The 21,229-nt window shown below is 57.1% G+C and carries 19 protein-coding genes; all 19 read right to left on the bottom strand.

Annotated elements, in window-relative coordinates:
* Positions 1-14: 14 nt before the first annotated feature.
* Complete coding sequence (locus B5M42_RS02055) at positions 15-1,424, bottom strand: MFS transporter (RefSeq protein ID WP_134748786.1); 1,410 nt, start codon at positions 1,422-1,424, stop codon at positions 15-17.
* Positions 1,425-1,525: 101 nt separating this feature from the next.
* The gene (locus B5M42_RS02050) at positions 1,526-2,308 is read right to left on the bottom strand and encodes a helix-turn-helix domain-containing protein (RefSeq protein ID WP_134748788.1); all 783 of its coding nucleotides are present in this window, start codon (positions 2,306-2,308) and stop codon (positions 1,526-1,528) included.
* A gap of 111 nt (positions 2,309-2,419) precedes the next feature.
* Positions 2,420-3,184, bottom strand: a complete 765-nt coding sequence (locus tag B5M42_RS02045; RefSeq protein WP_167689530.1) for a DUF975 family protein — start codon at positions 3,182-3,184, stop codon at positions 2,420-2,422.
* A 79-nt stretch (positions 3,185-3,263) separates the two neighbouring features.
* Positions 3,264-4,157, bottom strand: a complete 894-nt coding sequence (locus B5M42_RS02040) for an ADP-ribosylglycohydrolase family protein (protein WP_230632578.1) — start codon at positions 4,155-4,157, stop codon at positions 3,264-3,266.
* 139 nt (positions 4,158-4,296) lie between these two features.
* The gene (gene abc-f / locus B5M42_RS02035) at positions 4,297-5,796 is read right to left on the bottom strand and encodes a ribosomal protection-like ABC-F family protein (RefSeq protein WP_134748792.1); all 1,500 of its coding nucleotides are present in this window, start codon (positions 5,794-5,796) and stop codon (positions 4,297-4,299) included.
* Positions 5,797-6,186: 390 nt separating this feature from the next.
* Positions 6,187-6,801: a DUF2231 domain-containing protein gene (locus B5M42_RS02030; RefSeq protein WP_134748794.1), complete on the bottom strand. Its 615-nt coding sequence runs from the start codon at positions 6,799-6,801 to the stop codon at positions 6,187-6,189.
* A gap of 126 nt (positions 6,802-6,927) precedes the next feature.
* Complete coding sequence (locus B5M42_RS02025) at positions 6,928-8,247, bottom strand: MFS transporter (RefSeq protein ID WP_134748796.1); 1,320 nt, start codon at positions 8,245-8,247, stop codon at positions 6,928-6,930.
* 118 nt (positions 8,248-8,365) lie between these two features.
* On the bottom strand, positions 8,366-9,340 hold the full coding sequence (msrB, locus tag B5M42_RS02020) for a peptide-methionine (R)-S-oxide reductase MsrB (protein ID WP_134748798.1): 975 nt from the start codon (positions 9,338-9,340) through the stop codon (positions 8,366-8,368).
* A gap of 187 nt (positions 9,341-9,527) precedes the next feature.
* On the bottom strand, positions 9,528-10,568 hold the full coding sequence (locus tag B5M42_RS02015; protein WP_134748800.1) for a BtrH N-terminal domain-containing protein: 1,041 nt from the start codon (positions 10,566-10,568) through the stop codon (positions 9,528-9,530).
* Positions 10,569-10,581: 13 nt separating this feature from the next.
* Positions 10,582-10,836, bottom strand: coding sequence for an acyl carrier protein (locus tag B5M42_RS02010; RefSeq protein WP_134748802.1), 255 nt, complete (start codon positions 10,834-10,836; stop codon positions 10,582-10,584).
* 30 nt (positions 10,837-10,866) lie between these two features.
* A complete protein-coding gene (locus B5M42_RS02005; protein WP_134748803.1) occupies positions 10,867-11,679 on the bottom strand; it encodes an ABC transporter permease in 813 nt (270 codons plus the stop codon).
* A gap of 3 nt (positions 11,680-11,682) precedes the next feature.
* Positions 11,683-12,486, bottom strand: a complete 804-nt coding sequence (locus tag B5M42_RS02000) for an ABC transporter permease (RefSeq protein WP_134748805.1) — start codon at positions 12,484-12,486, stop codon at positions 11,683-11,685.
* Complete coding sequence (locus B5M42_RS01995; RefSeq protein ID WP_134748807.1) at positions 12,483-13,469, bottom strand: ABC transporter ATP-binding protein; 987 nt, start codon at positions 13,467-13,469, stop codon at positions 12,483-12,485. The genes B5M42_RS02000 and B5M42_RS01995 overlap by 4 nt, the downstream gene beginning before the upstream one ends.
* Before the next feature lie 30 nt (positions 13,470-13,499).
* Entirely contained in the window at positions 13,500-14,498 is a 999-nt protein-coding gene (locus B5M42_RS01990) for a Gfo/Idh/MocA family protein (protein WP_134748808.1), read from the bottom strand.
* 3 nt (positions 14,499-14,501) lie between these two features.
* Positions 14,502-15,677 carry a radical SAM/SPASM domain-containing protein gene (locus B5M42_RS01985; RefSeq protein ID WP_134748810.1) on the bottom strand — a complete coding sequence of 392 codons (1,176 nt, stop codon included), beginning with the start codon at positions 15,675-15,677 and terminating at the stop codon, positions 14,502-14,504.
* 20 nt (positions 15,678-15,697) lie between these two features.
* Entirely contained in the window at positions 15,698-16,819 is a 1,122-nt protein-coding gene (locus tag B5M42_RS01980; protein WP_134748813.1) for a glycosyltransferase family protein, read from the bottom strand.
* A 27-nt stretch (positions 16,820-16,846) separates the two neighbouring features.
* Positions 16,847-18,178 carry a hypothetical protein gene (locus B5M42_RS01975; RefSeq protein WP_134748815.1) on the bottom strand — a complete coding sequence of 444 codons (1,332 nt, stop codon included), beginning with the start codon at positions 18,176-18,178 and terminating at the stop codon, positions 16,847-16,849.
* Positions 18,175-18,438 (bottom strand): acyl carrier protein, encoded by a 264-nt coding sequence (locus B5M42_RS01970; protein WP_134748817.1) that lies wholly within the window; start codon positions 18,436-18,438, stop codon positions 18,175-18,177. The genes B5M42_RS01975 and B5M42_RS01970 overlap by 4 nt, the downstream gene beginning before the upstream one ends.
* Positions 18,439-18,478: 40 nt before the next feature.
* Positions 18,479-21,160: a carboxylesterase family protein gene (locus B5M42_RS01965; protein WP_167689533.1), complete on the bottom strand. Its 2,682-nt coding sequence runs from the start codon at positions 21,158-21,160 to the stop codon at positions 18,479-18,481.
* Between the last annotated feature and the right edge of the window lie 69 nt (positions 21,161-21,229).

Here is a 21,229-nt window from a genome sequence, read left to right as displayed (position 1 = left end):
TATCTGTAGCTAAATTAGGCAGGTTTGCTGGCTGTCCGCGGCATTTGTCTGCCGAAGGACGTCAAGTAATACACGGCGCTGCCGATGACGACAAAGGCCAGCAGCAGAATCAAATTACCGTAAACCCATAGCCCGGAGTCGGAAAGCAGCGGGTGTAGCGGAAAATCGAGCAGCTTCTTTTCCATCGTTTTGGCGACGAGCGCGGTAACGACAGCTCCGGAAATGATTGAAGTCATATTAAACAAGCCCATTCCGACGCCTATTTGCTCCATCGGCAAAATTTGCGTGACGCTTTCCGTCAAAGCGGTTTGCACGAAGGAAAATCCGATATACATCAGAACGAGCGCTTCGCCCAAATACCACACCCACAGGCCGATGGCCGACGATTGCATCAGCAGGCTGAGCGCAACGAGTCCAAGCCCGAGGTACACAACGAAGTGGCTTCCCCGCTTGACGGTCAAGCGGCCGGCAATCCCGCCGAAGATGACGGCGCTGAACGCCCCCGGAAACATAATCAGACCGATATCGTCGGTTTCCAGTCCATAGACGTGACGGAGCATCAGCGGAATGACAAACATGACAGACATGACGGTGCCGAAAATCAGAAAGCCAATCAGCAGCGCGCTGCGATAAAGCGGATTTTTGAATAGCGACGGATCCACGAACGGTTCCTTGGCGCGGCGGATGTGGACAATGAACACAAGCAGCGCGGCGAGCGCGCCGACCAGATACAGCCAGCTGCCTTCGCTTGTGAATAAAACGAGCGTCGTCACCACGACTCCAAGCAGCGCAGCGCCGAGCATGTCCAGCGTACCCGTACCGCGCTGTTCATCAGGCAGCAGCTTGCGGAAATAAGGTATAGCGATTACGACTGGCAGCGGAATCAGGAACAAATACGTCCAGTGCAGCGAACCGGCAATGTATCCGCCCAGCACGGGACCGATGCCGACAGCAAATGAAGCAATGGACGTGATGATACCGAACATTTTGCCGCGCTCCTCTTGGGTGAAAAAGCGCGCCACCATAACGAAAACGAGCGCCGGGATCGCCGATCCGCCCGCTCCCTGGATCGCTCTGCTCAAGATGACGCCCGGATACCAGCTTTGCAGCGCGAAGCCAAGCACCGACCCGATGCAGTATACGCTGATGCCAATCGTGATCAGATGTTTGATGCTGAACATATCGGACAGCTTGCCGAAGATGACCGTGCCCATACCGAAAACAATGAAAAAAATCGTCACCACCCAGCTGACCTGCGAAGCGGACAACTGAAATTCCTCTGCAATATTGGGCGTTGACACGTTGAAAACCGATTCGTTCAAAACAGCGAAAAAGATCACAAAGTAAATCCAAACGACGCTTTTCTTGATCGTTGTATGCTCGATGACGGAGGTGCTGCCATTGCTGCTTGTACCGGGATTCATAATAAAAGGTTCTTCCTTCCTCTTCTGGTATACGTGCGCGCAAGTCGCGCGCTACCCTCGTATTGTAGCATCTGCGGAAAGCCGCGATTTCTTATCGATTGCTATTCGCGCATTCTACGGAGGAAGTTGTTCATCAGCAGCGGCAAAGAAATGAGGATCGGCGGATCGTCCGCGCGCGGCTCGAACAGCTCCACGCGCAGCGGCGGTACGGGATGACCGGATGCCACGACAATCGGTTCCTTGCTCCGCGTGCGCAGCGTCGTTTGCGGCAGCAGCACGTCCAGCGCCTTCGAGCCCCATGATATCGAGGTTGCCATCAAATAATAGATACCCGGCTTTACGTTGGTAAAGGCAAAGGAGTCCAGCGACGATACCAGCGTTCCGTAAAGCGGGAATCCTTCGGGGATCGGCTTGGCGAACAAGCCGACCAGCACGACGCCTTCAAAGGGCGCCGCGGCGTGCAGCGTGCCTGTGACGATCCCGCAGAGCGGTGAGCGCTGCTGCGGCGTCTGCCAGCGGGTGAGCTTTTGCAGCGCGCTCAAATGACGATCGGCCTGCTGAGCCGACTGGCGAAATTCGGCAGGGCTGACGCCGACCCGTTCCTTGAAGCGCGTAGTGAACGTTCCGAGGCTTTGCTGGCCGATCTCAAGTCCGATGTCGCGGATGTTCAGATTCGTCTGCAGCAGCAAATCCTTTGCTTTCTGCAAACGCATGGCCGACACGTAATAAAGCGGCGAAAGCCCGATACGTTCCTTGAAAATTCGCGCAAAATGATATTGGCTGTAACCGGCAAAGCTGGCCAGGTGGGCAAGCGGCAGCGGCTCGTAGATATTGTGTTGAATATAATCGATTAACGCGTCAATTTCCGGATACCGCTCCGCCAACGCCGCACCTTCCTTTTCATTCATCGAGCCGGGATATGTTCTGTTTATATTTTAAGAACGTTTGTTCGATTCATGATAGCATAACGGGCGTTTTTTTGCAAAGTCTGGAAATCAGGCCCATTCAGGCGGACCGGGAGGTCCGACAGGCCCCAGCGGCCCCGGAATTTCATCGGCCAACCGACCGCCTCCGCTGTAGCGGCTGCGCAGCTCCAGATACAGCTCTGCTTTGGTTGCATTTACATAAGGCAGCACGAACACAATGCCAACCAACAGCGCCAGCAGGCCAAGCAGATACCAGCCGATAAAGGAAAGATCGAGCACAAACATCCGCCATTTGTGCCCGCGGGTTAACTGCATGCTGATTTTCAGCGCCCTTTTGGCTCCGACCTGGGGATCGTCGGCCAGAATGTAAGGCACCATGCTGTAGGCGTATGATTTTACAAAATAAGGGATAACCAAGGCCAGAAACCATAAAAAGCTCCATAACGCTCGCCACAGCATGGCCCTGACAATGGTCATATACCGGCTGCCGCCAAACGCGTAAACCAGATGCCGCAGATCGTCGTCGCCCTGCGCAGCCTGCTTGAAATACTGGCGCACGCCTACTTCAAACGGAGCACATAGCAGAAACCGCCAAGCCAGCCACACGACAAAAAAGATCAGAAATGCAATCCCCACAAAGACAAGCACAAAGATAAGTTCCGCGGCTCCCATTTGCGATAGCCCCAAATCGCTGCCTTTGCCGCCGCCTGTCGACGCTCGGTAAGAGCAGCTTCCCGTAATTACAAGCAAAATGATGCTTGCCAAAAATCCCTTCCAATAAGATGTCCGCAGCGTGTGCCAAGCTCGTGCCTTCAAATCGGCGCGTGTCCACATAGGCATTCCTCCTTGATGAGCGGTATGTTCTCTTATAGCTAATTGTAATGTAATATATGACAATTTCTACAGTTTTATCTTAATTCGTCTCTAGCGCAAGCCGCCGTCTGGCGTCTGTCATCCGCTGAGCCAATTCATCCAATTGCGTGCGAATCAAAATCGCTTCGCGATACGCAGCCGGCATCTGCTCGAAGCCGTAATAAACGCCGGCCAAGCCGCCGGCAATCGCGGCAATCGTATCGGAGTCCCCTCCCCCGTTGGCAGCTCGCTGCACCGTGTCGGCAAACGAGCTGCCCCGGCTGAGGTGATGGACCGCCCAAGATAAGCTGTGCACGACATAACCGCTCGGCTCACAAGCCGGCTCCTGCTCTGGATATGCGGCGAATGGCGTGGCAGCAAGCTCAATATCCAACGCGCGATGCAAATCTTCACCCTGAAGAAGCCGATAGGCGATCCGGTTGTAGAGGATGCAGATGTCGTTGCAAAGCTCGTCATAGTGCGTCATTTTGGACTGCAAGCGGGACACACGTTCCACTTCCTCGAGATCAGGGTAAATCAGCGCAACCGGCAGACAGCGCATTAACGAGCCATTTCCCGCACTTTGCCCCAAATCCTGATCAGCCAGAAAAGAAGCGGCGAACCAATTGCCCTCGTAGGTGGCCAGCACGCGGCGGATAATATTGCCGATATCCTTGGGATTGCTTTTATACCAATGTAAAAAGCGATCGCCGATCGCAGCAACCGGATCTGCCGGATTTGCCAGAATGCCCTCGGCGACGCATAACGTCATCTGCGTGTCGTCTGTGACCTCGCCCGGCGCCAGCTGCCAAACGCCGCCCCCGACAATTTCGGTCAAATAGCCGTACTGACGCTTGATTTCCCCCGCGCTCATAAATTCTGTCGTGCCGCCCAGCGCGTCGCCGACAGCGACGCCGTACAAACCGCCTTTGATGCGATCCAGCATGTCCAGCATGAAATTCCCCTCTTTCCCGATGCGACCGTCCGGTCTTGGATCAGCTTCCCGGCACTAACGCACCGCATGAACGGTCTCTTTCAGTTCCAGCTTATCACGCAGCAGCGCAAAAAGCCCGCTTTCGCGGGCAACATTGGCTTTATTCGTGTCCCGACGGCGGAGCCAGCTCCACAAGCTTGGTGGCCACACTGTGGCAAAAGCGGCTGTCGTGCTCGACAAATAGCAGCGTCGGCGCGCTTTCCAGCAGCAGCTCCTCGATTTGCATGCGCGAGATGACATCAATAAAATTGAGCGGTTCATCCCATACGTGCAGGTGCGCCTGCTCACACAGGCTTCGGGCCAGCAGCACCTTCTTTTTTTGTCCGCCACTAAACGACGCCATGTCTTTCTCGAACTGCACCCGGGCAAAATCCAGCTTGCGCAGGATCGCTTTAAACCGGCTTTCGTCAATTCCGAATTGCCGCGCGTAGTCGGTTAAGCTGCCGTGCAAATGCGAGGTATCCTGCGAGACGTAGGAAATCTTCAGCCGGCTGGCCAGCCTCAGCGTGCCTCCATAGGCCAGCGGTTCTCCGCAGATCAGCTTCAGCACGCTCGATTTGCCCGCACCGTTCGGGCCTATGAGCGCAACGCGGTCCCCACGCTCTATCGTGAAGCTGATGCCGGCGCAGGCCGTAAGTCCCCCGTAAGCAATTGCCACGCGCTCAAGCTCCACAAAGCGGTTCGTGTGATGCGCAAGCTGGACGATTTTCAGACTGTCGGCTTCCTCGACGTTATGGAGCAGCCCGGATTTCTCCTCGATCGCAGCGTGCTGCCGCTTCTCCAGTGACTTCGAGCGCTTCATCATTTTAGCCGCCTTGTGGCCGATGTAGCCTTTATCCACCTTGGAGCCGGAGTTGCGCGAGCCGTTTTTGGTTTTCTCGACTTCATCCGACCAGTCGCTCGTCCGGCGGGCGGCTTCGTCCAGCCGCTTGATGTCTTTGCGCAGCTTGGCATTTTCAGCCAGCTCGTATTGGTCCTGCCGCTCCTTGTTCACCAGCCACTCCGAGAAATTGCCCTTCTGGATCTCCAGATTCGTCTTATTGATCGCCAGAATGTGGTCGACGCAGCGATCAAGAAATTCGCGGTCGTGCGAGACCAGAATAAATCCGCGCTTGCTCCGCAAATAATCGGCAACCAGTCTTCGGGCGTGAAGATCAAGATGGTTAGTCGGTTCGTCGATCAACAGGAAATGATGCTCTTTCAAAAATAAAGCCGCCAGCAGCAGCTTGGTCTGCTCGCCATTGGACAACGTCGCGAACGGTCGTTCGAGCGTGTCGTCAGCCATTTGCAGAAGATTGAGCTCGCGTTCAATCTCCCACATCTGGGCATCCGGCGCAATGCGCTGCGCTACCTCGCGCGTCGGCAGCCGGCTGTCCGGCACCGTATAAGGAAAATAGTCAAAGCTCACCTGAGCAGTAATATGTCCGCTATACGCATATTTGCCTTGCAGCAGCTGGAGAAACGTCGTTTTCCCCCGCCCGTTGCGTCCCGTGAAGCCGAGCCTCCAGTCCGTATCGATCTGAAAGCTCGTATCTTCGAAAACAGGATCATAGCTGCCCGGATAAGCAAACGTCAAATTCGTGATTTTAATTAATGACATAAAATATCCTCCGCTGTAAGCAAAAAAAGCCGCAGGAATGGCTTCCCGCAGCTCGATTTATTCCAACAGTTAGCCCTCCTCGCCAAGCGAAGCGGGTCCTTGCCTATCGGTATGTCCAAGCGGGAAGCCTATGAAATTTTCCTGCGCACCAAGAGATAAAACAGACGCAAATACGCGTCCTGCCGTTTTATATTCTCCGATTAGCAAGAAAAATCCATTATACCGCTCAGCTCCTGTCCTCAGTGGATCGCGCTTGAAGATCAGCGCACTGTAAGATTAACCTGTGCGCCGCCTGTTGGCAATGGAAAAAACAACTATAGCTGAATCTTCCGACATCGGGGCCAAAAAAAGACAATCCTGTCGCCCGCAAGCTGAGGATTGTCTTTCGCGCTAATTCGCGGCCGCTCCCGACTCGGAACCGGCATCAGCATTGGCCGGCGGATTCGGATTGTTTGAATCGCTGCCGTTGGCTTTGCCGCCGCCTTGCTGCTGGCGTTGCCCGCCTCCCTGCTGGAAGCGCTGGCGTCCGCCAGGCTGACCGTTCATGCCGCCTTCGCCCGGTCCCTGGCGCATTTGGCCATTGTTGAACTGGCCGTTAAATTTGCTGAAATCGGGGTGAACCATCTGCCCGCCCAGATGACCCGTGTAAGACACCAGCACAACGCCGATCAGCGCTCCGACCAAATATACCCAATTGCGTCCGAGCTCCAGCTTGCTGCGCCACAGCAGGCCGATGCGAATCAGCGTGAGCACGATGAAGAAAAACATGGTGATTTTTCCATACAGCTCGTGCTGCGGAAACAGCGGATTACGCTCGTTCTCCGGGCCGGTGATGACGGCGGCGATCGCTCCAAGCGTCCCGATGATCAGACAAAGCAGACCGGCGATGTGCCACTGCTCTTTCTTCAGAATCTTGGCGACCAGATCGAAGAGGAAGCTGAACAGCAGCATCGCAATCGGGACATGAATCACCAAAAAGTGCAAATTTTTAACTATGTAGCTCACCGGACTCCCCCACCTTGACCAATTTCCGTTGCCCTCTCAGTGTAATTGGCAATTATGAAGGGAATATGAAGGAAAATTTAAAATTAGCTTAAAATAGATATGATTACATAACTAAAATTATGTTAACTAATTCGCGGATTTTGTTGCCGCGGCTTGATCCGCTATGGAGCGGCTTCGCGACCAGATAACGACAGGAATGAGCAGCAGCGACAAACCGCCGCCGGCCAGCGATAGCATCGCATAGCTGGTCTGTGCGACGACCATTCCTGAGAATGCGCCGCCTGCGGCTCCGGCCAGCGCCACTAATACGTCGATGGTCCCCTGCGTCTTGGCGCGCGTCGCGGGCGTTGTCGCATCTACGATAATCGCGGTACCGCTGATCAAGCCCAAATTCCAGCCGATTCCGAGCAGCGAGAGCGCGATTACCAGCACCGGCATCGAGTCCGGCGGAGCCGCAGCCGCTGTAACGCCTGCAAGCAATAATACGCCTCCGGATGCAATCGACATCGTCTTGCGGCCGATTTTGTCAATCAGCACGCCTGTGACCAGCGACGGCAAATACATCGAGCCGATATGCACGCCAATGACGAAGCCGACCTCCGCCAGACTGTGGCCGTGATGCTTCATATGGATTGGCGTCATGGTCATAATGGCAATCATCACAATTTGCGTTAAAACCATCACTGTAGCGCCGACAAGCAGCCCGCTGCTACCGCTCGTTCGCGGCGCAGGCTCTGGCGCCGACCCTGCTGCGGGTTGTACAGCTTGCCGGGCTTCGAAGATCGCTCTGGCTACGAGATACGGATCCGGCCGCAAAAACAGGACAAAAACGACTCCCGCCAGCAGATAAGCCGCTGCAGCGAGGATAAACGGTCCGGCCAGCGCAGGAATTCCGAGGGCAGCGGCCAAGCTGCCGGTGGCTGCGACTGTATTGGGGCCGGCAACCGCGCCGAGTGTGGTGGATACCATTGCCATACTGATGGCTTTGGCCCGCTGATTCGGCTGAGCCAAATCGGCTCCGGCATAACGCGCCTGCAGGTTCGTGGCCGCTCCTGCACCGTAAACAAGCAGCGAGACGAACAATAAGGTAACGTTGCTGCTGAGGGCCGCTGCGATAATGCCTAAAGCGCCAAGTCCGCCAGTCAAAAATCCGGTAGCCAGACCGAGCCGGCGTCCGGCACGTTGCGTCAGCCGGCCCACCAGCCAGGCCGCTCCGGCCGAACCGAGCGTAAGCAAGGCGGCGGGAACGCCGGTAAAGCTTTCCGAGCCCAGCATCTCCTGGGCCAAAAGAGCCCCGACCGTAACGCCTGCGGCCAGACCCGCGCCCCCGAAAATTTGCGACATGACGACGATCCATAAGGTGCGCTTATACAATCTCTTTTGCAGCTCGGGTGAATCTGTGTATCGTTGAAACCTGTTGACCGGTGTACCGGATTCATGACTCATTGCCTTCGAGCCGCCCTTCCTGTCTATACCTCGTCTTTGGTTCGGCGTAAAAAAGACGCAGTCCCGGCCTTTCGTTCGGGGGTGCGTCCTCAATCCGCGTATGCGTCACGGAACGGCGTTAATCCAGCATGCTCAAATAAGCGCCGTAGCCCTCTTTCTCCATCTCCGCCTTGGGCACGAAGCGCAGCGCGGCGGAATTGATGCAATAGCGCAGCCCGTTTGGTCCGGGACCGTCCGTAAACACATGCCCCAGATGCGAATCGGCATCCAGGCTGCGGACCTCGGTCCGTACCATGAAATGGCTCAGGTCCTGCTTCTCGACAACAAAGCCGTTGACCAGCGGTTGGGTGAAGCTTGGCCAGCCGCAGCCCGAGTCGAATTTGTCCCGCGAGCTGAACAGCGGTTCGCCGGAGACAATATCCACATAAATGCCTTCCTCGTGGTGGTCCCAGAACTCGTTCTGGAACGGCCGTTCGGTCGCATTGTTTTGCGTCACCTCGTATTGCAGCGGGGTCAGCTTTTTCCGGCGCTCCTCTTTGTCCTTATCGGTATTCCAATGCGAAGCGATGAACGCGTCGCGTCCCGAGCCCTTGCGGTACATTTTGTAGCGCAGCGGGTTTTTGTGATGGTAGCCCTGGTGATAGTCCTCAGCCGGATAAAACGGGCCTGCCGGGACGATTTCCGTAGCAATCGGCCGGTTGAATCGTTTGCTCAGCTCCAAATCGTTGCGGGACGCCTCCGCCAGCTTGCGCTGTTCTTCACTATGGTAAAAAATCGCCGGTCGATACGACGAGCCCCGGTCATGAAACTGCCCGCCTGCATCGGTCGGATCAATTTGCCGCCAGAACAGCTGCAGCAGCTTGGCATAGGGGAAAACATCGGGATCAAACGTAATTTGCACCGCTTCGGCGTGCCCGGTCGTTTCCGAGCAAACCTCCTGATAAGTCGGGTTTTCCGTATGTCCGCCGGTGTAGCCGGACTCTACCTGAAGGATCCCCGGCAACTGCTCGAACGGGGTCACCATACACCAAAAACAGCCTCCGGCGAACGTCGCCAGCTCCCGCCGCGGTTTGTCCTGAATCTGCTCTTCCATCCTGCTCACCGATCCTTTCACATTTAGAGGTATGTTCACAGCTCCATCATAGCAGAATCCGCCGTCTGCTGCCAAAAACAGCTGTTCTGCCCTGCCTGCGGGAAAAAGACCCTGCCCGCCACAGCCAATGGCAGACAAGGTCTTATACGGAGGTCGTTAGGGCTAGCTGCTGTTGCTGCGCTGCGGGCTAATCGATGATCAGATCGTCGGCAAATTGCCGCAGTACAGCCGCTTGGCGGTCGACGAGCCTGTGACTGCGCTCAAGCGCCACGCCCCAATTGGCCTTGTAGGCCCGCAGTCCATTTTTGTAAAAGCCGAGCAAGTGCTTTTGCCATTCCTGCTCTTCCGCAGCGAACGTCTCCAGCCACGCATCGGCACTGGAACGCAGCGCCGACGTATTTTCGCGCACGATCTGCTGCAGATAGGCCCACTGATGCATCACCGTGCCGATACGCAAGCAGTAATAAAGCTCCTTGCACGTTTGTGTGAACGTGGCGTCATCCAGCTCAGGCACGGTGGTCAGCCGCTCGAAAAACGAACGGTACGCCGCCAAGCCTTGCGCATTGCCCCACTCGCCGACCGAACCGCCGAGAAAGCGTCCGATGCCGTCGCGGACATAAGCAATCGGGGTCGGTTCGTTAACCGATGGCTCGTCGGCATCGGCCCATTCGCCTGCTGCGTGCGGCCCTTCCAGATAAGTGAGCCCGTACATCCCGGCGAGCAACGAACTGAGCGGCGCTGGTCCCTGATACGTATGGACGGTTCCCCCGATGTCGAGCAGGAACGAATCGATCACATACGCCGTGTCCCGGGCCAGATCGATGCCGTAGATGCCGATTACGTGCGGACGGCTCGGATTGTCGCGGTATACCTGATGGTAGGTCAGGCAGCCGCTGTGCGCGAACAGCAGCGCGAGCCGTCCGGCAGCAAGCTCGCGGGCGATATCTTCGGCCACAGCCAGCCGTGCGGCTGGCTCGGGAACGCCGAAATGATAACGCGTCCGCACGGGGCCCAGCGCGGCGAACTGGCGCATCATCGCGTCGCCGGAGCGGCCGATCCAGTAAGGACGCGACAGCGGCAAGTATTCGACATTCATGCCGTCGCAGCGGAAATAAATGTCCGCCTCAGACAGCCGGATGCCAAAGCCGGCGGCGAGCAGATTGCGCAAGCTGGCAAACAGACAATGTGCGCCCGCTTCAATGCGCATTTGCGGAATAATGATCTGCATATGAAAGCTCCTCCTACACGGCTGTCAGGTGTTTTACGGCCAGTTTTTCCAGCTTTTCCAACGTATTCACACTATCAAGCAGCAAATCGTCCTCTTCAACGATAAAGCCGTATTCGTTTTCCAGGGCGACGACGAGCTCCATCGCCGAAATCGAGCTGAGGCCAAGACCTCGCAAGTCGGTGTCCGGCGTCAGCGTCTCGACGGCAGCGCTGTCGAGCTGCAGAACGCCGGCGGCGAGCCGGCGCAGCGTTTCCATCGTTACAGCCATCAGGTTCACCTGCCCTTTCCCGCTAAAGCGTTAGCTGCTGGCGCTCGTATAGCTGCGAATCGCCAGCTTCCAGACACCCCGCACCACCAGCAGGAACAGCACCGGAGCCAGCAGTCCCCAAATCAGGTGAGCGGTATCGAGCTGCTGGAGCACGTAAAGCGGTGATAAATTCGTAATCAGAAAGATCGGAATGACGAAGGTGCCTGCCCGCTGAATCGTTTTGTGATAAATCGCCATCGGCATTTGATTGAAATCGAACATGGCGTTGGACAAATCGTTGACCCCGCCTGTCTTGATCGTCCAGAAGGCAATCAGCTGCGGCAGCAGGAACACCGAATATGTCAGCGCCAGTCCGATGAGAATAAAGCCGGCGAAGCCGATGACATGACCGGCCGTTAACGGCACGCCTGCTTTGTGCCAGCCGTAAGCGACCATGATCAAGCCGCCGATGACGTTCGGCACGGCCAAACCGATGTCGATCGTGCGCAGCGTGGACATAAATTGCAGCGAGATCGGACGCGTCATCATGATATCGAGCGTTCCGGTACGTACGTGCTCGGGCAACTGGACGAAATTGTTGTAAAAAAACGTCGAATAAAGGCCAGCCATAATCGTATAGACGCCGACGAACAGCAAAATCTGATCGGGCGACACACCGTTAATTTGCACGCCGATGCGATAAATGACATACACGTAGCTGAGCTTGATGCACAGAAAACCAAGTTCAATCAACATCCCGAACAGGAAGTTGACCCGGTATTCCATCATCGAGATGATGCTGTTTTTCATGAACAAGCCGTAAATGTGCGCGTAACGTCTGCATTCCTTCCACCAGAGCCGCATGGGTTATCCTCCCGCCGATTCATATTTGCGCATGCCGACCCGCCAGAGCGCCACCGAGACGCCGTATAACGCGATGATCCAAACCACCTGGATCAGCAGGCCGGGGAGCAGCTCGCCGGGAGCGAGCTTGCCCAGCAGCACATGAACCGGAAAAAAGACGATGTACTTGAACGGCAGCACGTTCAGCACGGCTTGGGCGCCGGCTCCGAACATGTCCAGCGGAAAGATGCCGCCGCTCGCCACATTGGCCAGCAGGCTGAACGTGAGGAATACGCCCCACACCTCAACCATCCAGAACGCAATCATGCTCAGATTGTAGTAGATGAGAAAATTGATCGCGACCGCGAGTACAAGCGCCAGCAGCGCTGCAGCGAACCGGGCGGCGTCCCAGACGATGACGCTGTGCATAATCGCGACGGCCACGGCAATGATGCAGCCGATCACCGTAACGTGCATTAGCTTTTCGCCAAGAAACGAGCACAGACGGAAGGCAAAATAATGAATCGGCTGCACGACGAACTTGCTCAACTGGCCGTTTTTGACATCGCCGGCAATTTCATATTCGAAGCCTGTCGCCACCATTCTGGAGAACAAAGCAGCCAGCACGGCATAAGCGACAGCTTCGCCCTGCGTGTAACCAAACACGCCACCCTCTCCCGTACTGCGGAAAATCGCGTGCCAGAGGAAAATTTGAATCAAGATCGGAAACAGGCAGCTCAGCAGGCCAAGCAGGAAGTTGACCCGGTATTCCATCGAGCTTTGCAGGCCCATGCCCATCGTTTTGGCGTATTTCCTCCAGCCTCTCATACGAGGACCGCGTCCTTTTGATACAGCTGGGCGATGCCTTCTTCAATCGAAATATCCTCGATGTTGAAATCGAGAACCGGCAGCTGGTCCAGAATCGCTTTGGAAATTTCCTTCACCCGCGCCTTCTCGACCTCCAAGCAAGCTTCCAGCCCGTTATGCTCGCGCACAGTGCCGAAGCGTTCCAGCTCGCGAACCGGCGTTTCGGCGGACAGCTTGATTTTGACGATTTTTTTCTGGTCCAGCAGCTCGTTCACCCGCGCCAGATCGCCATCGTAGGCGACTTTGCCGCTGTTGATGATAATTGTGCGCTTGCACAGATTTTCAATATCGTTCATGTAGTGGCTGGTCAGCACAATCGTCGTTTTTCGCTGCTGGTTATAATATTTCAAAAAGTCGCGGATTTTGCGCTGCGATAAAATATCGAGGCCGATGGTCGGCTCATCGAGAAACAGCACCTGCGGGCTGTGCAGCAGCGCTGCGATCAGCTCCAGCTTCATCCGTTCGCCAAGCGACAGCCGGCGGACCTGAACGTTCAGCAGCTCCGTTACGTCCAGCAGCTCGGCCAGCTCCTGCACGGTCAGCTGAAACTGTTTATCCTCCACCTCATAGATGTGCTTGTTCAGATGCAGCGATTCGTTGGCGGGCAAATCCCACCAGAGCTGGCTTTTTTGCCCCATGACGATCGAGAACTGCCGCTTGAACGCTTTTTTGCGCTCCCAGGGCACATAATCGAGCACGGTGGCATGACCGCCGGTCGGAAACAGGATGCCGGTCAGCATCTTTAACGTCGTGGTCTTCCCTGCCCCGTTCGGCCCGAGGAAGCCGACGATTTCGCCCTTGGCGATTTCGAAGCTGACATCCCTGACGGCTTCCTTCACCAGCATGTGCCGGTGAAACAGGTTGCGAATCGAGTTTTTCAGACCGACTTCCTTTTTGTAGTATTGAAACGATTTCGATAATTGTTGTACGACGATAGCCGACACGTTACACCGTCATCCTTTCCGAGCCGGGGCTTACACCGGCTGCTGGGCAGATTGATAAATCAGCTCCTGAAGGCGAATACGCTCCAGGGAAGCTGTGAGAGGCACATTGTCCCGTATGCCGTCCAGCACGTCGCTGAAAAACAGCAGTTGGTTTTGATAATAATGCTGCGGCGGCGACACCCATTTGCTCGTTGCGCCGGTGGTCCGGTCCTCGATCTTGAGCGTAATGGCGTATGGGCCGAGATTGGCGCGGAAAAAATCGACAACCGTTACAGTGGCAGCTTCGAAATGCAGCGTATGCGACGCCTTGTAGGCCTGCTCGAACGAAGTCGTCAGCCTGGCGGTCAGACCGCTTTCGTAGCGCAGCTCGGTATCGAACGTCCAGTCGCAGCCATTCAGACCGGCAAAAGCCGAGCGCCCCTCGTAAGCAACGGGCTCCAGCCCGACCGTGCTTTGCAGAAACTGCAGCCAATAGCAGCCGAGATCGTAGAACGAGCCGCCGCCCTTTTCCGGGAAGCTGCGGTAGTTGCCCTCGAACGACGCCTTGGGCGTAAAGCTGATGCGCGAGTCGATTTCACGCAACGCGCCATAGGTGCTGTCCGCCACCCATTGACGCACCTGCTCCTGCCACGGATGGTGCTGCACCATCAGCGCCTCGAGCACGTGCACGCGCCCCTTGCGGGCTGCTTCGACAATGCGTTCGGCTTCCCCGCTGGTCAGGCACAACGGCTTTTCGACCATGACGTGCTTGCCCGCTTCAATCGCCTTGATCGTCCATTCCGCATGCAGCTCGTTGCTGAGCAAAATGTAGACGAAATCGATCTCATCGCTGGCCAGCAGCGCTTCTGCGCTGTCGAACACCACCGGAATGCCGTATTCGGCGGCATAGGCCTCCGCCTTGCTGCGCGTCCGGTTGGCGCAGCCATATACGTGCAGATGCGGGATGTCCTTGACCGGATCCAGCAGCACGCGCGGCAGAATCGCCGCGCAGCCGATAACGCCGATGCGTTTGTTGGTCCGCTGGATCATGGTCTAAATCCCGTGCAAATACAGCACGCTGCATTTGGAGCAGGCCGGCGTCAAGCCTTCGACGTTGATGATTTCGCGAATCCGGTCGTATTCGTCGGAATCCCAAATCGTCTGCAAGCTTTGCTCCTTTAAATTACCGACGGTAAATTCGGAGAAAAACTTGCAGGCCGTCACATCGCCGGTCGGCAAAATATCCACGCGCGTGGACAGCGCCATGCACGTCGTCGCGCAGCGGCTTGTCATCGCTTCGCCTTGCACGAACTGCTGGATTTCGTCGTAGTCGAGGCCCGGCTGGTAACGGACGCGAATGTTCCAGACGCGATCGTTGATGCGCTGCAGCTCGCTGACGAGCTTTTCGACATGCGCCGGATTCATTTGATACTTGAAGGCGTGCCACGAGCTGATATGGCTTTCATCGAGCTTGCGCAGCCAATCGAACTTGTCGGCAAAATACGTATCCATCTGCTGCGACGTTTCCTTCGAAATATACCACGGGAAGCACATAATCACCAGATCGAGCTTGAGCGATTCGAAATATTCCAGCAGCTCATACAGCTTGGGGATCATGCTGTCGTTAATGACGGAATGCACCGAAATCCGCCCTTTGTAAATGCCTTGCTCGCGCAGCTCGACGAGCCGCTCGATTTGCTGCATCGTCTTGGCGAAGGTGCCTTTGCCGCGAATGAAATCGTGCTCGGCTTCCATGCCCTCCACAGCAATCAGCAGCTCCAGCGTCGGGGAAATCTTGATGATCCCGTCCAGATACTTGTCCAGCAGCAGGCCGTTGCTGCAAATGGTCATTTCGCGCGGATCGGCAGCCAGCATGTCGATGATCTGATCGAACTGCTTGTGGAACATCGGCTCGCCGCCCCACAAATACAAGCGGGACTTGATCGACGACGTCTCTTCCATAATGCGGCGGAATACGTCGAGATCGATGTCCTTATTTTGTTCTTCCTTCTCCATATTCTGGTGATAGCCGTCTTCATTCCACTGGAAGCAGTGAATGCAGCGCAGGTTGCAGCGGTTCGTCAGCTTGATGCCGATGGACTCGGGAATGGGTGTGCGATACTTCGGATTTTTGACGCGCTCCCGGTAAGGAACGGCCATGTTTCTCATCGTGCGCTTCATCAGCTCAAACGCTTTATCGTCAATCGCGATACTGCTTTTCGGTTGCATAAATTCACCTCTTCTGGATTTTAGGCTTGCTGGAGCAGCGTGTCCAAATATAGCGGATACAGCGTGCGATGCGCGAGCAGCGCTTGGTGCAGCGATTCCAGCAGCTCGGGGGCATAGCCGCTTTGCTGCCAGGTTTCATACGAAACGCCAAAGCCCAGACGAATCCACAAATCGGCGTTTTTCTGCTCGTGCGGACCAAACGGGTCGAGAAAAACGATCGGCGTCGCCGACGAAAGCGAATCAATCAGCGTCGCGCCTCCTGGCTTGCTGATGACAGCCTTTGCCTGACGGATGACGTCATACAGGCGGTGATGACTGCTTTGGCTGGTGAATTCCGGCGTTTGACCGGGAACAATCTGACCGAATTTCGGAAAAATATAGGCGCCCGCTTCAGGATCCTTCTCCCACGCTTCCCAAGCGGGATCGTTCATATAATAGCGATTCGATTCGGAGAGCTTTGCTTCGTCGGCATGGGCGATGACGATGTCGAGCCCGTAGGCGCGGCTTTCCAGCTCCTCCGCTTTGCTTAAATACGTGCCCATGCCCCATCCGCCGCCATGCAGCACCAGACGAGGCTCGCGGGCTTCATACGGTACAACCGGCTCGCCGGATACAGGGATGCGCAGCCGTACGTCTTGCGCCTCGGCATCGAACAGCCACACCTCGCGATAGCGCGCGGCATAGTCCGGCACGAACCGCTTGATGCCCTTCCACGACGGCGAAAGTCCGGCATCGACGTACAGCAGGTCGGCATTCAGCCCCGCCCCGCCCAGACGCTCGCGATACATATCGATCACGTAGACCCAATGACCGGAAAAAATGATGAAATCGCGCCGCTCCTCCTGCTGCCAGCGGTCCAGCAGCTTTTCCACGGCGGGAAAATCGATGCTGGAGCGGATATCGGTCGGCATCTTTTGCGCCACCAGGGCGACCGCGAAATTCTCGTGATAGTCCTGGCGGTTGGCAGCGATCCGCTCTTTTTTGTCCGCCACGATATATTGCTCGAACACGACGACTTCTGCGTTCACGCCGCGCTCCTGCAGCTGCCGCTCAAGGAGCAGCGCCGGGATATAAAAGCCAAGGCCAAAGCCGGAGCTTAGAATGGTAATCGTTTTGGACAATCGGGACACCGCCTTCGTCATGAAATGGAAGCTCCGACAGAGCTTCGTTCAGTTCATCACTTGCAAAAACAATGGATGGAAAATGCGGCCAAGCCTTGCGGCCAGTTCAGTCCGCTCGGCAGCGTCGCGTCCGATAACGGAGACGTACAAACGTCCCTTGTACGGCTTATCGGCCCGGCGGTTGATGGTCAGCGTATTGGCCGTCAGCGGCAGGATGCCGCTCGTCTGACCGGGGCGGAACAGCAGTCCGGAACGCTCCATCTCATCCAGCACGTCCTCAAAGCGCAGCGACTCGTTGGCGCACGACAGCGAATAATAACGCAGATTGCCGACGACGCCGTGCGGCTGCAGATAGCGGTCGATGTGATGCTTGATCAGGCTCATCGATTTGCGGGCGTTAATTTCGATCATCGGCACCAGCACGCCATTTGTCAGCTGCATCGAATCGATACAGACGTGTCCGAAATAGCCGTCGCGATAAAGCTCGCGGCCAATCGACTTCATCAGATCGAAGTAGCCCTCGCGCTCCAGCAGCTCGATAAATTCCGGCTCCGGCGTGTACGACTCCTGGTAAGCAAACTCGTCGTTAGCCAGCTTTTGCAGCGACAGGATGCTCACTTCGCCTGCCGGGTCGATATGGAACTGGCAGGAAAAATCGCATGATTTTTGCAGATAAGGCTCGATGATGAATTCGGTGGACTTGCCTTTTTTCTCCTGCATGTCCGTGTAGGAAACAACGCGCTCAAGAATGCCTGGCGCGTCGATCAGCAAATTGCCTTTGCCGGAAACGCCGTAATTGTCTTTAATAAGGAACGGACCATCGGCCAGCAGCTTGCTGCCGGTTGCCTGCAGCTCGGCCGCGCTGCCGACGATCAGGCTGCTGTTCGGCAACCCGACGCGCGCTTTCATATGCGTCGAATAGGCTTTCGTATTCACCCGGCGGATGACGTCCATGTCCGGAATCCGGCAGCGCAGCCCGTGGCGCTCGCTGGCGTCGCGGATATACGGGATGGCGGCAAAGGCTTCCAGCTCGCTGCCAGGCGTTATGATATCGCTAAACGCCTGCGGCTCGGCTTCCGCCAGCAGCTGGAGCATGCATTTCTGCCGCTGCTCCAGTTGGCCGTCAAGATCGGTGCGGTTGCTGCGAAAACCGAAACCGATTTCGGATAAGTAGCTGCGATGGGCCGGATGGAGCGCCTTGCGCGTAATCAGCGTATCTTCCGGCCGGCAAAACGCAAACAGCAGCTCGTCCATCGTCGAAACGATGCGCAGGTTCTCCGGATCGGCCAGTCCCGGCAGCTTGGACAGCTCCGGGTCCCGCCAAAATTGCTCGGCGTCGAACGTACCGCAATGGAGCCGGCCCGGTACTTGCTCGGTCATGAGTTGACGCTCTCGCTCAGGGCCGGGTTGTTTTGGCGAATGTACGCGCAGAAATGATCGATGGAATCGAGATGGTTCATGTCGAATTCGTCGAAATCAATTTGTACGCCGAATTCGTCCTCCACCTGCAAAATGAAATGAACGATCTGCAGGGACTCCATGCCCGACTCGTGCAAAATGCTGGAAGCGCCCGTTAGTTTGTTGACCAGCTCGGGGTCCTTTTTAATGTCGCTGATCATTTGGATAATTCTTTCTTTCATCAATCTCACTCCTTTTATGTGTGTGTGACAAGTCCAATCCTCATCTATGGGAACTAGCATGGACTTCAACGGGAGGCGGCGCAAAGCTGTAGGCGTGCAGGTTGCCGTCATATACGAGAAGCTCTTTATTCAAATAGCCGTGCGCGCCGCTGGCATAGGACGGAATGACCAGCCTGCGGGTGAATACGTTGCGCACGAACAAATCAGGATGGCTGGCTGCGACAATAAGCAGCTTATCGGCCGGATGCAGCGGGTTGTTCTGAATAAACTGAACGAGATAAGGCGCCTCGCGGCTTTGCGCATCCCATCTGCATCCGTCAACGGTCAATTGAACCTTCAGCTTGCTGGAAATAGCCGCCAGATAGTCGTGATCATCAGGATCGCAGGCAAAGACGATCACATGACAACCCGCCGTTGCTTCGGGCGTCAGCTCGTCTGCGCCGACAATCGGATAGCTGACATAAATGTCGGGGTCCCACGAAGCGGTGTGCGGACGGGCGTATTGGTCGGCTGCGCGTCGCAGCTGGCGTTCTTCCTCGGCGGAGCGAAACCTGCTCGGCAGCACGATGATCACGGGCTTCGTATAAATTTGCAGCAGGCCCATGCTCAGCGGCTCGCTGAAGCTGACCGGCGGCGGAGCGTCGCATTCGCCCGCACCCCAGCCGTTGGAGCTTTGGCGCAACACGAGCTGCTGCGCGTTCGCTGCACAAGAGCCGGCCGGCTGGCCGTTGACGAGAATGTCAAACCGCTCGCTACCGTTGCTGCTGTCCAGCAGCGTAAGGGGCACGGATAAAACGATTTCCTCGACGTTGTGCAAAACCAGCTCCAGCTGCGAAGGGCCGGTCACGGCCGCTTCCGCCTGCGCGAAGGCGCAGCCCGGCGTAAAGCGGGTCATTTCGAGCCAATAGATGTGCCGGTGATGCGGCTTGTCCGTGCGGTAGAACAGCTCGGCGGGCTCCTGCGGCGTTCTGTGACCGAGCAGCCAGTTGACAGCTGACGGATGATGATGGAAATAAAGCGTATCCCAATGGCCGGAGCCGGGCTCCAGCATGGCGGTGTAGGTGAAGCCGGCCAGCGCTGCTGTCGGCGCCTCGAACGCGGAAGCAAGCAAAAAATCGCGCGCTCCGCAAACGTTCAGCACCGCGACATGCCGCAGATTGCCCAGCTTGTCGGCGGCCGCTCCGCCGCCGTATACGGCAATCGAAGCAAAGCGGTGCGGATACGCTTGCGCCATCGCCCATGCGGCATAGCCGCCGTTCGAATAGCCGGAGAGGCTGATCCGGCTCTCGTCGACGCGAAAGCGCGTGCATACCTGGCTGAGCGCTTCGAGAAACGCGGCTTCGCCGATGTAACTGCCGAGCGTGACGCCCCGGCAAGATACCGTCGCGACGATCGCGTCTTCATCGAGCTGGCCGCGAAACCGCTCGGCGAGCGTTGCCGCGTCCAACTCGTGGCGGCCGACCGGCAGCAGCACGACGAGCGGATAGCGCCGCTGCGGCTCGTCGCCGTAGCGCTCGGGCAGCAGCACGCTGTAGCGTTCGGTCTGCCCGTCCAGCGCCGAGCGGAAAAACAGCTCGGCGGCTCCCCGCCGCTCCAGCGTCTGCTGCCAGCCGATGCCACTCGCGGCATCGGCCAGACCGGCGCTGAGCGCGCTGCAGACCGCGTCGAGCTGCTGCAGCTGCTCTGCGGCGATGCCGGCGTCTGCGTCCGCGCCCAGCGCGCCGGCGTGCGCCAGCAGCTGCTCGAGCTGCCAGCGGTCGTCGCCGTCGAGCCGCCCGGCGGCGGCCAGCGCATCCAGCCGGCTGGCGGCGTCGGCGAGCCAGCGCTTGGGCGAGCGCGCCAGCAGCAGCGCGTCGGTGCGCTGCCGGCCGCCGTCCACGTCGGCGTACGTCAGCTGCAGGCGCAGCAGAAACGACGTCTCGCCGGGAAGCGCAACGCGCAGCTCGCCGACCGGCACGGCTGCTGTAGCGCCAAGCGCGCTGGTCATGCGGTGCAGCGGCTTGCCTCGCTCGTCGCAGACGGTGACGGCAACGGGCGCGCCCGTTGCCAGCTTCGTCCAGTCGCGCGGCAGCAGCTGCCAGCGGTGCAGCCGCTCATCGGGGCGTCCGGCATGCGGGCGGACCACCGCAGCGTGACGGTCTGTCCAGCGCGCCAGATACGGCCCGATCAGCTCGGGACACGCCTGCAGGTCCGCTTGCGTATCGCTGATGCGCAGCGAGCGCACCTTGGGCAGCGCGTCAAGCTCCATGACGAGCGGATGCACGCCGGGAGCCAGCCGGCAGCGGAACGGGCCGGAACGATGATAGACGAGCTGTCCGTCGATCCAGATTTTACCTTCGATCTGGAAGGTGCGAAAGCTGACGTCCCGGCTTTCCGTGCAGCGAAGCGCGGCGACCAGAAACAGCCGCTCCCCGTCGCCTGGCCGGTAATCGTCCAAGATCAGCTCATCGGTATCGGGGTCGATCCGCTCGACAAGCCGACGCGGGCACACCTGCCCGCCTTGCAGCACAACGGCGTCCGTCTCGTGGAACGCCGCCGGGTCCGTCTGAAAAATGTTACGCAAATCCGAATTGAAGCGGTCGTTCGTTGCGGGATTGGGCACGGGGCCGAGTACGCAGGCGGCATGAAGCCGAACAGGCTGACGATTCAAGTCGACGGTTACATTTTCCAAGCGAATATACGTATAAATTCCCTCCTTTTCCTCTATGAAAATAGTTGTCATGACTATACTTTTTTTCATTATAATAGCATTTATTTTAAGATTTCAACAACATTCTCGATTTGTTTCCTA

This window comes from Paenibacillus athensensis (genome assembly GCF_004514475.2).
In the GTDB taxonomy this organism is placed as follows: domain Bacteria; phylum Bacillota; class Bacilli; order Paenibacillales; family NBRC-103111; genus Paenibacillus_AL; species Paenibacillus_AL athensensis.
Note: the sequence above shows the minus strand (reverse complement) of the source record. Positions and strands in the feature narration are given on the sequence as shown.